Annotated in this window: 12 protein-coding genes; 4 read left to right on the forward strand and 8 right to left on the reverse strand. The window is 73.6% G+C overall.

The window, feature by feature from the left end; translation table 11 throughout:
- Position 1: 1 nt before the first annotated feature.
- The 5 genes from IEW90_RS09325 to IEW90_RS09345 form a co-directional block, all read right to left on the reverse strand.
- Positions 2–1780, reverse strand: coding sequence for a peptidoglycan D,D-transpeptidase FtsI family protein (locus IEW90_RS09325; protein ID WP_188717861.1), 1779 nt, complete (start codon positions 1778–1780; stop codon positions 2–4).
- A 59-nt stretch (positions 1781–1839) separates the two neighbouring features.
- On the reverse strand, positions 1840–2493 hold the full coding sequence (ftsL, locus tag IEW90_RS09330) for a cell division protein FtsL (RefSeq protein ID WP_188717862.1): 654 nt from the start codon (positions 2491–2493) through the stop codon (positions 1840–1842).
- Positions 2490–3479: a 16S rRNA (cytosine(1402)-N(4))-methyltransferase RsmH gene (rsmH, locus tag IEW90_RS09335; RefSeq protein WP_188717863.1), complete on the reverse strand. Its 990-nt coding sequence runs from the start codon at positions 3477–3479 to the stop codon at positions 2490–2492. Before rsmH ends, ftsL begins: the two co-directional genes overlap by 4 nt.
- A 97-nt stretch (positions 3480–3576) precedes the next feature.
- Positions 3577–4008, reverse strand: coding sequence for a division/cell wall cluster transcriptional repressor MraZ (mraZ, locus tag IEW90_RS09340; RefSeq protein ID WP_188717864.1), 432 nt, complete (start codon positions 4006–4008; stop codon positions 3577–3579).
- Between the two features lie 335 nt (positions 4009–4343).
- Entirely contained in the window at positions 4344–4724 is a 381-nt protein-coding gene (locus IEW90_RS09345; protein WP_188717865.1) for a DUF3040 domain-containing protein, read from the reverse strand.
- A 74-nt stretch (positions 4725–4798) separates the two neighbouring features.
- Here IEW90_RS09345 and IEW90_RS09350 point away from each other — a divergent pair, with 74 nt between their 5' ends.
- Positions 4799–5911, forward strand: coding sequence for a polyprenyl synthetase family protein (locus IEW90_RS09350; protein ID WP_188717866.1), 1113 nt, complete (start codon positions 4799–4801; stop codon positions 5909–5911).
- 19 nt (positions 5912–5930) lie between these two features.
- On the opposite strand, the gene IEW90_RS09355 is transcribed toward IEW90_RS09350, so the two are convergent.
- Positions 5931–6263: an Rv2175c family DNA-binding protein gene (locus IEW90_RS09355; RefSeq protein WP_188717867.1), complete on the reverse strand. Its 333-nt coding sequence runs from the start codon at positions 6261–6263 to the stop codon at positions 5931–5933.
- 86 nt (positions 6264–6349) lie between these two features.
- On the opposite strand from IEW90_RS09355, the gene pknB reads away from it, so the two are divergent.
- The gene (pknB, locus tag IEW90_RS09360) at positions 6350–8275 is read left to right on the forward strand and encodes a Stk1 family PASTA domain-containing Ser/Thr kinase (RefSeq protein WP_188717868.1); all 1926 of its coding nucleotides are present in this window, start codon (positions 6350–6352) and stop codon (positions 8273–8275) included.
- Positions 8276–8324: 49 nt separating this feature from the next.
- On the opposite strand, the gene IEW90_RS09365 is transcribed toward pknB, so the two are convergent.
- Together IEW90_RS09365 and IEW90_RS09370 are read right to left on the reverse strand one after the other, a co-directional pair.
- Positions 8325–9683, reverse strand: a complete 1359-nt coding sequence (locus IEW90_RS09365; protein WP_188717869.1) for a class II 3-deoxy-7-phosphoheptulonate synthase — start codon at positions 9681–9683, stop codon at positions 8325–8327.
- Between the two features lie 111 nt (positions 9684–9794).
- Positions 9795–10511 carry a lysophospholipid acyltransferase family protein gene (locus tag IEW90_RS09370; protein WP_188718110.1) on the reverse strand — a complete coding sequence of 239 codons (717 nt, stop codon included), beginning with the start codon at positions 10509–10511 and terminating at the stop codon, positions 9795–9797.
- 137 nt (positions 10512–10648) lie between these two features.
- Between IEW90_RS09370 and IEW90_RS09375 the strand changes: the two genes are divergently transcribed.
- On the forward strand, positions 10649–12484 hold the full coding sequence (locus IEW90_RS09375) for an AMP-dependent synthetase/ligase (RefSeq protein WP_229679580.1): 1836 nt from the start codon (positions 10649–10651) through the stop codon (positions 12482–12484).
- 42 nt (positions 12485–12526) lie between these two features.
- The gene (locus IEW90_RS09380) at positions 12527–13375 is read left to right on the forward strand and encodes a class I SAM-dependent methyltransferase (protein WP_188717870.1); all 849 of its coding nucleotides are present in this window, start codon (positions 12527–12529) and stop codon (positions 13373–13375) included.
- The last annotated feature ends 20 nt before the right edge of the window (positions 13376–13395 follow it).

Raw genomic sequence — 13395 nt, forward strand, 5'->3', positions numbered from 1 at the left:
ATCACTGCTGATCCGCGGTCCACTCGAGCGGCACGTCGGGCTGCTCGGTCGTGCTCGGAGGCACGTCGTAGTGGCGGATCAGGAGGTTCACCATATCGTGGAAGGCGGGGATGGCCCCGGCGCTGGTGCGCTGGGTCTGCGGGCTGTCGTACATCGTGACGACCACGAACTGCGGGTCGTCGACGGGGAACACGCCGGCCACGGAGATCATCATCCGGTCGGGGTCGTAGCCCGATCCGTCCTCGTACGCCATCTGCGCCGTGCCGGTCTTCGCGGCGATCCGGTAGCCCTCGATCGGGAACGTGTCGTAGCCGTAGTCGGTGACGACGTTCTCGAGCGCCGCGAGCGTCTGCTCGGCGGTGCCGGCCTCGACGACCCGCTCCCCCTCCGGCAGCTGCGGCTGCGTCACCTCGCCGTCGGCGCTCGTGCAGGAGTCGATCATGTGCGCCGGCAGGTGCACGCCGCCGTTCGCGAGGGCCTGGTAGGCGGAGGCGACCTGGATGGGCGTCGCCGCGATGCCCTGGCCGAAGAGCACGTTGAGGCGCGTCTGCGGGTCGAGCGACGCGGGGTCGCGGAGCGCCGCCGCCTGCTCGCCCGCGAAGTCGACGGCGGTCCGCTCGCCGAAGCCGAAGCGGTCGAGGTAGTCGAAGTAGTCGGCGCGGTCCATGTCCTCGGCGAGGCGCACCATGCCCGAGTTCGACGAGTTCACGAGGATGCCCGCGCTGGTCCACTGCTCGACGGGGTGCGAGTGGGCGTCGCGCACGCGCACGCCCGGCGCCGTGTACGTCCACGGCACGCTGAGCTCCTCGTCGTTCGTCGTGAGCCCCAGGTCGAGCATCGCGGCGTACGCGAACGTCTTGAAGATCGAGCCGGGCTCGTAGGCCGCGGTGAAGGCGCGCGAGCCGCGGTCCTGCGACCGCGAGGCCGTGGGGTCGTTGGGGTCGACCGTGGGCGCCTCGGCGACGGCCGCGATGGAGCCGTCGGTGCGCATGACGATGGTCGTGCCGCTGCGGGCGCCGAGCTGCGCCGTGTACTGCGCCGTGAGCTGCTGCACCTGGTACTGCACGTCCGCGTCGATCGTGAGCCGCACCGTCCCGCCGTCGACCGGATCCGTCGTCACCACCGAGCCCGGGATGGGGGTGCCGTCGGCGCCGCGGTCGAAGGTGCGGCTGCCGTCCTCGGCGTCGAGGCACGCCTCCTCGCTGCGCTCGAGGCCCGCCAGCGGCTCCGTGACACCGGTGAAGCCCACGAGGTTGCCCGCGACGGAGCCGGCCGGGTACACGCGCTGCGGGTTGAGCCGGAGGTACGCGTAGGGCAGCCCGAGGTCGCGGATCGCCTCGAACTGCCGCGCCGTGAGGCCGGTCGAGAGCACGAGGTAGTCGGAGTCGGGGTTGCGCTCGAGCTCGGCGTCGAGGGTCGCCTGCAGGTCGTAGGGGTCGTCGCCCGTGATGGCGCCGATGCGGGTGAGCGCGTCGCCCACCGTGACGAGCTCGTCGACGCCGTCGACGCCGGGCTGCAGGTCGCGGGTGTAGCGGGGCGAGACGGTGAGGTCCCAGCGGTCGACGCTCTCGGCGAGCACCGTCCCGGCGGCGTCGACGATGGGGCCGCGCGTGCCGAAGATCGTCTGGCTCACGCCGCGGCGGCCGTCGGCCTCCGCGTTGAGCGCCTGCGCGCGCACGACCTGGATGTCGGCGAGGCGCACGACGAAGGCCGCGAGCAGCGCGAACGTGACGAGCGCGACGAGGGTGGTCCGGGTGCGGTTCCGGCGCTTGGCTGCCATGGTCACCTCCGGTCGGTCACGGTATCGGCCACCGGCGCCCGCGCCCGGTCGCCACGCCCTCACTCGCCCGCGGTCGCGGGGAGCAGGGTGCCGGGGGCGGGCTGCTCGGCCGCTGCCGGCGGCACGGTCGGCGTGACCGGCGTCGCGGGCGCCGCGCCCTCGACCGACGCCTCGCCGGCGGGCAGCAGCATGCCCGGGTACGTGCGCGCGGCCTCGGTCTGCGCATCCTGCACGGTCGCGGCCGCGGCCGGCTGCTCGGCGAGCAGCGCGTTGGGCACGTACATGCCGGAGCGGTCGACGGTCGGGGCCTGCATGTGGAGGCCGTCGGGGCCGCCGGCGGTCGCCGCGCCCGCGAGCGTCAGGAACTGCGAGGGCTGGCCGGCGAGCATGCCGAGCTCGTCGGCCGAGACGGCCACGTTCTGGGGCGAGGAGAGCACGGCGACGTCCTCGGCGAGCGACTGCTCGCTGCGGGCGAGCGCCGTCGACTGCCCCTGCAGGGCGCTCAGGCGGTACGCGCCCTCGCTGATCGCGACCGAGAGGCCGAGCTGGGCGACGACGATGCCGGCGAGGCCCGCGAGCGCGACGACGCCGTGGACGAGGCGCGGCGCGCGGCGGAGCGCGGGCGCCGGCAGCGCGCGCAGGTGCCGCTGCGGCGCCTCGTCGGGCCGCTGCTGCGGCTGCGCGTGCAGGTCGAGGACGGCTGCGGTGGTCATGCGTGCTCCCCTGCGGTCGGTTCGATCGGTCGGATGCGCTCTGCGGCGCGGAGGCGGACGGGGGCGGAGCGCGGGTTGGCCGCGCGCTCGTCGTCGTCGGCGAGCTCCGCGCCGCGCACGAGCAGCCGCAGGTGCGGCCGGTGCTCGGGCAGCTCCACCGGCAGCCCCGGCGGGGCGGTGGAGGCAGCGGCGGCCTGGAGCGCGCGCTTGACGATGCGGTCCTCGAGCGACTGGTACGCGAGCACCACGAGCCGGCCGCCGACCGCGAGCGCGTCGATCGCCGCGGGCATCGTGGCCTCGAGGATCGCCAGCTCCTGGTTCACCTCGATCCGCAGCGCCTGGAAGACGCGCTTGGCGGGGTGGCCCTGGTTGGCGAGCGCGCGCGGGGTGGCCGCCTGGAGGATGTCGACGAGGCGCCCGGACGTCTCGATCGGCGCCTCCTGCCGCGCCGCGACGATCGCGCGGGCGTAGCGGCCCGCGAGCTTCTCGTCGCCGTAGACCTGGAAGAGGCGCGCGAGCTCGCGCTCGCTGCGCTCGGCGAGCACGGTGGCGGCGGTGACGTCGCCCGCCTGCCCCATCCGCATGTCGAGCGGGGCGTCCTTCGCGTAGGCGAAGCCGCGGTCGGCGTCGTCGAGCTGGAGGCTCGAGACGCCGAGGTCGAGCAGGATGCCGTCGGCGGCCTCGACGCCGGCCGCCTCGAGCGCGAGGTCGATGCGGTCGTAGGTGGCGGGCACGGGCCGGAAGCGGTCGCCGAAGCGCGCGAGCCGCTCCCCCGCGAGGCGGATGGCGTCGGGGTCGCGGTCGATGCCGGCGACGACGAGCGTCGGGTGCGCCGCGAGCATCGCCTCGGTGTGGCCGCCCATGCCGAGGGTGCCGTCGACGACGACGGGGGTGCGGCCCGCGGCGGCGGCCGCCTCGATCGCCGGGGCGAGCAGCTCGAGCGTGCGGTCGAGCATGACGGGGATGTGGAGCTCGGATGCGTCCATGTCGTTCCTGGCCCTGTCCCGATCCCTGATCCCCATCCGTACGACGCGTCGCCGGGGAAGGTGCGGCGCGGCGGACAGCTGGGGGTCGGGGGCCGGGTCAGAAGATGCCGGGGATCACCTCCTCGGTCGTGCTCGCGAAGTCGGCCTCCTTGGCCGCGTAGTACTGCTCCCACGCGCCGGTGTCCCAGATCTCGGCGCGCGTGCCCGCACCGATGACGGTGAGCTCGCGGCCGAGGCCGGCGTACTGGCGGAGGTTGGGGGGCACCGTGATGCGGTGCTGGCTGTCGGGCTGCTCGCTCGAGGCGCCCGAGAGGAAGAGGCGCAGGAAGTCGCGCGCACCGGCCGAGGTGAGCGGCGCCTGCCGGATCTGCTCGTGCACGCGCTCGAACTCGCGCACCGAGAACACGTAGATGCAGCGCTCCTGGCCGCGGGTGAGCACGACGCCGCCCTCGAGCTCCGGCCGGAACTTCGCGGGGAGGATCACGCGGCCCTTGTCGTCGAGCTTGGGCGTGTGCGTGCCGAGGAACACGGTCGCCCCCTCTCGTCCGGCCTGCGAGCAGATGCACCGACCTGGTCGGTTGCTCCACTGTACTCCACTTCGCACCACTTTTCTCAGTGGCAGCCCAGGAATCGCGGCGATTCCTCAGGCGTGGAGCGGCAGAACGAGGTGGAGGGTCTTTCGCCTGCCGAGGGCACGCTGGCGCGCCGCGACGCACCCCTGCGGCGCGGCGGCGGCCCGGGCGCAACGGCGGGTCGCCCGGGTGGAGGCGGATGGAGGGCGCACGACGACGGGGCCGGCTCGAGCGAGCCGGCCCCGTGGAGGGTCGTGGAGGGCGCGTCGGCCCTCAGCGGTTCAGGCGGGGATCACTCCCGGCGGTTGCGGTCGTCCCACTCCTGCGCGAGGCGGTCCATGAGGGAGCCGCCCTGCTTGGCGCCGACGGGGCCGGAGCCGCTGCGGCCCGGGCGCGCGCTGTCGTCGGCGGAGGCGGGGCGGGAAGCGGCAAGGGCCCACAGGGCGCCGGCGACCGCGATGCCGAAGCCGGCGACGCCGAGCACGGCGAGCTTCATCGTGACGCCGACGACGACGAGGACGAGCCCGACGGCGATGCCGAGGACGCCGACCGCCACCTTCGTGTAGTCGACGGTCCTGGGACCGCCGGACGTGTTGACGATGTCGGCCTCGTGCTTGTAGAGGTTGCGCTCCATCTCGTCGAGGAGTCGCTGCTCGTGCTCCGAGAGCCCCATCTCGCACCCCTTTCGCTGCTCGCTGGTGCGGGCGATCAGTCTACGCGGCATCGCTGTCAATAGCATGTGGAGTTGTGTCGGCACAGCAGCGCTTCGCCCGAGCCGTCGACGGCTCGCTCCAGGAGTTCCTCGACGAGCGCGAGGCGGTGCTCGCCGAGGTCTCGGCCGACGCCGTCCCGCTCGTGCAGCGCGTGCGCGAGCTGGTCTCCGGCGGCAAGCGCGTCCGGAGCGCCTTCGTGCTCTGGGGCTGGCACGCCGTGACCGCCGCGCGGCCCGACGCGCCGCACACCGCGGGCACCGAGCAGGACCCCGCCTGGGCCGACGCCGTGGGCGTCGCGACCGCGATGGAGCTCATCCACGCGGCAGCGCTCGTGCACGACGACATCATCGACGGCTCCGACACGCGCCGCGGACGACCGGCGATGCACCGCGCGCTCGAGGCGATGCACCGCGACGCGGAGTGGGCGGGCGACGCCCGCGCCTGGGGCACGAGCGCGGCGGTGCTCGTGGGCGACCTGCTGCTCAACTGGGCCGACGACCGCATGCTCCTCGCCTGCCGCGCCGCCGAGCACGGCGACGCGGTCCACGACGAGTACCGGCGGATGCGCGAGGAGGTCACCTTCGGGCAGTACCTCGACGTGCTCGAGGAGGCCGCGTGGATCCGGCAGGACCCCGCGACGCTGCTCGACCGCGCGCACACCGTCGCGATCCACAAGTCGGCCCGCTACTCGGTCGAGCGCCCGCTCGCGCTCGGCGCGCTCCTCGCGGGCGCCGACGACGCGCAGCTCGAGGCGCTCTCGGGCTACGGCCTGCCCGTGGGCCTCGCGTTCCAGATGCGCGACGACCTGCTGGGCGTCTTCGGCGACCCCGAGGTCACCGGCAAGCCCGCGGGCGACGACCTGCGCGAGGGCAAGCGCACCGTGCTGGTCGAGATCGCGCGGCAGCGGCTGACGCCGAGCGTGCGGACGATGCTCGACGAGCTGCTCGGCGACCCGGAGCTCGACGAGCGCCAGATCGCGATCCTGCAGGACGCGATCCGCGGCTCGCAGGCGCCCGAGCGCCTCGAGGCGCTCATCGACCGCTCGGTGGGGCAGGCGCTCGAGTCGCTGCACGAGGGCGCGCTCTCGCGCTCGGCCGTGCTCGAGCTCGAGCGGCTCGCCGACACGGTCGCGAAGCGCGACCGCTAGCGGCGACCCCGCCGCAGGCTCAGCCGAGCAGCTGCGCCGCGCGGCGCACGGCTGCCTTCTGGCCCGCGCGCATCGCCGCGAACGGCGTCATGCCGAGCGCATCGTCCTCGGCGAGCATCCAGTCGATCGCCTCGTCCTCGGTGAGGCCGAGGTCGAGCAGCACCAGCAGCGTGCCCTTGAGGTCGGGCAGCGGCTCGCCGTCGCGGATCGCCGCCGCCGGCACCTGCAGCGGGCCGTTCCGGCGCGAGCCGGGCAGGCGGTGCTCCTCGACGAGGCGGTGGATGCGCCCGACCGGCTGGCCGAGGATGGTCACGAGCTCGGGCACCGAGAGCCAGGTGGAGTCTTGCGTCACCCGACCATCGTGGCAGAGCGGGGCGACCTGCGCCGCGGACGGCGTGGAGCCGCGGCGGAGCGCATGCGCCCGCCTATGCTCGCCACGTGCCCGTCGACCCCCGCGATCCCGTCATCGGACGGCTCATCGATCGACGGTACGAGGTGGGCGAGCGCATCGCCCGCGGCGGCATGGCGAGCGTGTACGAGGGCATGGACCTGCGGCTCGACCGCAAGGTGGCCGTCAAGGTCATGCACCCGCACCTCGGCGACGACCCGCAGTTCCGCGAGCGCTTCATCCAGGAGGCGAAGGCCGCGGCCCGGCTCGCGCATCCGAACGTCGTCAACACCTACGACCAGGGCGAGGACGACGGCTTCGCGTGGCTCGTGATGGAGCTCGTGCCCTCGATCACGCTGCGCGACCTGCTCGCCGAGCGCGGCAGGATCACGCCCGACCAGGCGCTCGACGTGCTCGAGGCGATCCTCGCGGGCCTCGCGGCGGCGCACCGCGCCGGCATCGTGCACCGCGACCTCAAGCCCGAGAACATCCTGCTCGCGCACGACGGGCGCATCAAGATCGGCGACTTCGGCCTCGCGCGAGCGGCGACGGCGAACACCGCGACCGGCAAGGCGCTGCTCGGCACGATCGCCTACCTCTCCCCCGAGCTCGTCACCCGTGGCTTCGCCGACACCCGCAGCGACCTGTACGCGGTCGGCATCATGCTCTTCGAGATGCTCACCGGCCGGCAGCCCTTCACGGGCGACGAGCCGATGCAGATCGCCTTCCAGCACGCGAACGAGCAGGTGCCGCTCCCCTCCTCGGTCGCCCCCGGCGTGCCCGAGCAGCTCGACTCGCTCGTGCACTGGGCGACGCAGCGCGATCCGAACCTGCGGCCCGCCGACGCCGGCGAGCTGCTGCGCGAGGTGCACGCGCTGCGCGAGGGGCGCCCGACGACGGCGACCTCGATCCTGCCGAGCGTGTCGGAGGACGACCGCGCGACGACCGTGATCCAGGCGCCGCGGCCCGGGCGCCGCCGGCCGCTCGCCGTGCAGGAGCCCGAGACCGTCGCCGACGAGGGCGACGGCGTCGCGACGGCCGCGCTGTCGCGGCGCGCGACGGTGCAGCGGCGGCGGGGCATGCTCTGGCTCGCGCTCGTGCTGCTCGGCGCGCTGCTGGCCGCGGGCCTCGGCTGGTGGTTCAACCTCGGCCCGGGCGGGCGCTCGACCGTGCCCGACGTGGCCGGCAGCCCGCGGTCGGAGGCCGTCGCGCTGCTCGCCGATCACGGCATCGAGGTCTCCGGGGTCGTCTCCGAGCACGACTACGACACGGCCGCCGGGAGCGCGCTGCGCACCGACCCGCCCGCGGGCACCGAGATCGGCAACGGCGGCGCCGTGCAGCTCGTCCTCTCCTCGGGCCGGAGGAGCCTCGCCGTGCCGGACCTCCGGGGCCTCCCGGTCGAGGAGGCGCGGTCCGAGATCGAGGCGCAGGGCTTCGCGGTGGCGGACGGCGAGCCCGACGCGATCTTCTCGGGCGACGTCGCGCGCGGCGCCGTGCTCGCGGCGTACGCGCCCGACGGCACGCCGCTCCGCGATCTCGACGAGCTCGAGGAGCGGTCGCCGATCTCGATCGAGCTCTCGCTCGGGCCCGTGCCCGCCGCGGCGGGCCAGAGCGCCGAGGAGGCGACCGCCGCGCTCGCGCAGGTGGGCCTCCAGGCCGACTTCTCGGCCGAGGAGCACTCGCGCGAGGTGCCCGCGGGCGTGCTCATCTCGGTCTCGATCCCGGAGGGCGAGGTCCGCGAGGGCGCGACGATCGGCGGCGTCGTCTCGCTCGGCCCGCGGATGGTCGACGTGCCCGGAGTCGTCGGGCGCTCGATCTCGGAGGCCGTGCAGGCGATCACCGACGCGGGGCTCGTGCCCGAGCTGTCGACGAACGTGCCCGAGCCGCTCCACGCGATCACCCCGGTGCTCGGCCAGGACCCCGAGGGCGGCCAGCTCGAGGAGGGCGAGACCGTGGGGATCGACGCCACCTACTGACGCGAGCGGCCGCCGCCCCGGAGGACGACGGCCGCATCGGCGCAGCGGATCAGCGCTGGCGCAGCTCCTCGGCGACGAGGAACGCCAGCTCGAGCGACTGCATGTGGTTGAGGCGCGGGTCGCAGAGCGACTCGTAGCGGGTCTCGAGCGCGAGCTCGTCGATCTCCTCCGCGCCGCCCAGGCACTCCGTGACGTCGTCGCCCGTCAGCTCGACGTGGATGCCGCCGGGGTGCGTGCCCACCGCGCGGTGCGACTCGAAGAAGCCGCGCACCTCGTCGACGACGTCGTCGAAGCGGCGCGACTTGTAGCCGTTCTTCGTCGTGATGCCGTTGCCGTGCATCGGGTCGGTCACCCACAGCGGCGTGGAGCCGAGCGCCTTCGACGCCTCGAGCAGCGGCGGCAGCGCCTCGCGGATGCGGCCGGCGCCCATGCGGGTGATGAAGGTGAGGCGGCCGGGCTCGCGCTCCGGGTCGAGCCGGTCGACGAGCGCCTCCATGTCGGCGGCCGTCGTCGACGGGCCGAGCTTGACGCCGATGGGGTTCCGCACGCGGGAGAAGAAGTCGACGTGCGCGCCGTCGATCTCGCGGGTCCGCTCCCCGATCCACTGGAAGTGGCTCGAGGTGTTGTAGGCGAGGCCCGTGCGCGAGTCGATGCGCGTCATCGGCCGCTCGTAGTCCATGAGGAGGCCCTCGTGGCCCGTGAAGAACTCGACGCCCCTGAGCTCGTCGAAGTTCGCGCCCGCAGCCTCCATGAAGCGCACCGCGCGGTCGATCTCGCCCGCGAGCGCCTCGTAGCGCGCGAACGAGGGGTTCTGCGCGAAGCCCTTGTTCCACGAGTGCACCTGGCGCAGGTCGGCGAAGCCTCCCTGCGTGAAGGCGCGCACGAGGTTCAGCGTCGAGGCGGCCATGTGGTAGCCGCGCAGGATGCGGTCGGGGTCGGCCGCGCGCGACTCCTGGGTGAAGTCGTAGCCGTTCACGATGTCGCCGCGGTACGCCGGCAGCGTGAGGTCGCCGCGGGTCTCCGAGTCGCTCGAGCGCGGCTTCGCGAACTGGCCCGCCATGCGGCCCATCTTGATGACCGGCATCGCCGCGCCGTAGGTGAGGACGACCGCCATCTGCAGGATCGTCTTCACGCGGTTGCGGATGTTGTCGGCCGTCGCGCCCGCGAAGGTCTCGGCGCAGTCGCCGCCCTGCAGCAGGAAGGCTTCGCCGCGCGCCGCGGCGGCGATGCGCTCGCGCAGCACGTCGACCTCGCCCGCGAAGACCAGCGGGGGCGCGCTGCGCAGCTCGCGCCGGACGCGCTCGAGCTCCGCCTCGTCGGGCCACGCGGGCTGCTGCTTGATCGGGAGCTGCCGATACGCGTCGAGCCCATGCTCGATGGAGCCCGGGATCGCGATCGTGTCCGTCATCACACTCATGCCCTTCGCGGCGCGCACGCCGCCGTCGTGGTCGGCGCGGGATGCGCGCCGCCCTCCAGCCTAGCGACCGGGCGGGTGCCCGGACGGCTCGGCGTCGCCCGCTCAGCGCCCGTCGCGGCCCGCGGCGAGCGCCCGGCGCTCCGCCTCGACGCGCGACTTCACGCTCGAGGCGTAGACGTCCACGTACTCCTGGTCGGAGAGCCGGTTGATGGCGACCATGATCTCGTCGGTGATCGACCGCAGCACGAAGCGGTCGCCCTCGAGGTTGTAGTAGCGCGAGAAGTCGAGCGGCTCGCCGAAGCGGATGCCGATGCGGCCCACGCGCGGGATCCGGCGGCCGATCGGCATGATCTTCTCGGTGTCGACCATGACGCACGGGACCACCGGCACGCGCGCGTCGAGCACCATGCGCGCGACGCCCGTGCGGCCGCGGTAGAGCTTGCCGTCGGGGCTGCGGGTGCCCTCGGGGTAGATGCCGATGAGCTGGCCCTCGGCGAGCTTGTCGAGCGCGGCCGAGAGGCTCTGCGAGCTCGCGGCGCCGCCCGAGCGGTCCATCGGCAGCTGGCCGACGCCGAGGAAGAACCAGCGCACGAGTCGGCCCTTGAGGCCCTTGCCGGTGAAGTAGTCCGACTTCGCGAGGTAGTAGACCCGCCGGTCGATCGTGAGCGGCATGAGGAAGGAGTCGATGACCGACAGGTGGTTGCCCGCGATGATCGCGCCGCCGTGCTCGGGGATGTTGTCGAGCCCCACGACCCACGGGCGGAACACCCGGTTCATGAACGGGCCCACGACCCAGTGCCTCAGCAGCCAGTAGAACACTCGCACCTCCCGCGCCCGGCAAGCCTAGGGCAGGGGATGCGCGGGCGGCCGCATCCGCCACGCTCGCGCCGGATCCCAGCCGTCTTGGACGGACGACCGTAGGATGTGGGCAACGCACGAGAGCCGAAGGAGTCGCAGTGCCCCACATCACCGTCCCCGAGGGCGTCGTCCCGCCCATCGTCCCCGCGGACCCCGATGCGAACGTCACCGACCTGCTCGAGGACACGCTCCGCCGCTCCCCCGACTCCGCGCTCTTCTCCGTGCCCGAGGGCGACGGCTGGCGCCACATCACGACGCGCGAGTTCCACGCGCAGGTGATCGCGCTCGCCAAGGGCTTCGTGGCCGCCGGCGTGCAGCCGGGCGACCACGTGGGCTTCATGTGCCGCGTGCGCTACGAGTTCTCGCTCGTCGACTTCGCGCTCTGGTACGCCGGCGCCCGCATGGTGCCCGTCTACGAGACGAGCGCGCCCTCGCAGATCGAGTGGATCCTCTCGGACGCGGGCGCGACCCGCATGATCCTCGAGGACGCCGAGCTCGTGAGCCGGTTCGACGAGGCGCACGGCGAGCTGCCGTCGATCGCCGAGGTGTGGCGGATCGACCGCGGCGACCTCGACCGGCTCGTCGCGCAGGGCGCCGACGTCGCCGACGACGAGATCGAGCGCCGCCGCTCGCTCGCGAAGGGCGCCGACCTCGCCACGCTCATCTACACCTCGGGCTCCACGGGCCGCCCGAAGGGCACGATGCTCTCGCACGCCAACTTCGTCGAGCTCTGCCGCAACGCCAAGGAGGCGCTCGCCGAGGTCGTCGCGCCCGGCTCGTCGACGCTCCTCTTCGTCACGCAGGCGCACGTCTTCGCGCGCTTCATCTCGGTGCTGGCGATCGCCTCGGGCGTGCGCGTCGGCCACCAGGCCGACACGAAGCAGCTCGTCGCCTCGATGGGCTCCTTCCAGCCCACCTTCTTCCTCGCCGTGCCGCGCGTGTTCGAGAAGGTCTACAACGCGAGCGAGCAGAAGGCGGAGGCCGGCGGCAAGGGCAGGATCTTCCGCAAGGCCGCGCAGGTCGCCGTCGCGCACTCGAAGGCGCTCGACGCCGGGCACGTGCCGATCGGCCTGAAGCTCCAGTTCGCGCTCTTCGAGCGCCTCGTGCTGTCGAAGCTGAAGACGGCGCTCGGCGGCAACGTCCGCTACGCGGTGTCGGGCTCGGCTCCGCTGTCGACGTTCCTCGCGCACTTCTACCGCTCGCTCGGCATCCGCATCCTCGAGGGCTACGGCCTCACCGAGACCACGGCGCCGCTCACCGTGAACGTGCCCGACCGCTTCAAGATCGGCACGGTCGGCCCTGCGATCCCCGGCAACGGCGTGCGCATCGCCGAGGACGGCGAGGTGCTCGCGAAGGGCGTCTGCGTCTTCCAGGGCTACTGGCAGAACGAGGCGGCGACCGCCGAGGCCTTCACCGAGGACGGCTGGTTCCACACCGGCGACATCGGCCGGCTCGACGACGAGGGCTACCTCTCGATCACGGGCCGCAAGAAGGAGCTCATCGTCACGGCCGGCGGCAAGAACGTCGCACCGAACGCGCTCGAGGACCCGATCCGCTCGAACACGATCATCGGCCAGCCGGTGGTCGTCGGCGACCAGCGGCCATACATCGGCGCGCTCATCACCCTCGACTCCGAGATGCTGCCGACGTGGCTCGAGAACAACGGCCACGACAAGGGCCTCTCGCTCACCGACGCGGCGCAGCACCCGGCGGTGATCGAGGAGGTGCGGCAGCAGATCGTGCGCGCGAACGCGGGCGTCTCGCGCGCCGAGTCGGTGCGTCGGTTCACGATCCTGCCGGTGGAGTTCGTCGAGGCCAACGGGCACCTCACGCCGAAGATGTCGATCAAGCGGCACAACATCCTCAAGGACTTCGCCGACGACATCGAGGGCCTGTACGCCCAGGGCGGCAGCGCCCACGACGTCGGCGAGTGACGCGGATCCGGTGACGGCGGCGGACGGGGCGGCGGTGGGCGCATGATCGTGCCGGCCGCGGCCCAGGACGCGGCCGCGGTCGCCGACCACTACGACGAGCTCGACCTCGTCTACCGCCGGGTGTGGGGCGAGCACGTGCACCACGGCCTCTGGACGACCGGGCGCGAGTCGCCGACCGAGGCCGTGGAGGCGCTCGTCGACGCCGTCGCCGAGCGCCTCCGGCTCGCGCCCGGGCAGACGGGCGTCGACATCGGCTGCGGCTACGCCGGCACCGCCCGGCGGCTCGCCGCCACCCGTGGCGCTCGCGTCACGGGGCTCACGCTCTCGGCCGAGCAGGCGCGGTTCGCGGCGGCGCAGCCGGGCGAGGGCGTCGAGGTGCGCGTCGCCGACTGGCTCGACAACGGCCTCCCCGACGCCGCGTTCGACGCGGCCTGGTCGATCGAGTCGAGCGAGCACATGGTCGACAAGCCGGCGTTCTTCGCCGAGGCGCACCGCGTGCTCGCGCCCGGCGGCCGGATGGTCGTGTGCGCGTGGCTCGCGCGCACGGGCGCGCGGCCGTGGGAGGTGCGCACGATGCTCGAGCCCATCTGCCGCGAGGGGCGCCTGCCCTCGATGGGCACGCAGGAGGAGTACGAGGCGATGGCGCGCGAGGCCGGCTTCCGGGTCGTCGGCTTCGACGACGTCAGCCGCCGGGTCGCCCGAACCTGGACGATCTGCGCCCGGCGGGTCGCCCGCGCGGTGCTCGTCGACCGCGAGCTGCGCGGCATCGGGCTCCGCGCGCGCAACCGCGTCTTCGCGCTGTCGATCCCGCGGCTCATCGCCGCGTACCGGACCGGCGCGATGCGCTACGGCATCCTCACGCTCGAGCGGCCGGTCGAGCCGGCGGCCTGACGATCAGCGCCGCGGCGCCC

It is taken from the genome of Agrococcus terreus (assembly GCF_014645235.1).
Lineage (GTDB): Bacteria > Actinomycetota > Actinomycetes > Actinomycetales > Microbacteriaceae > Agrococcus > Agrococcus terreus.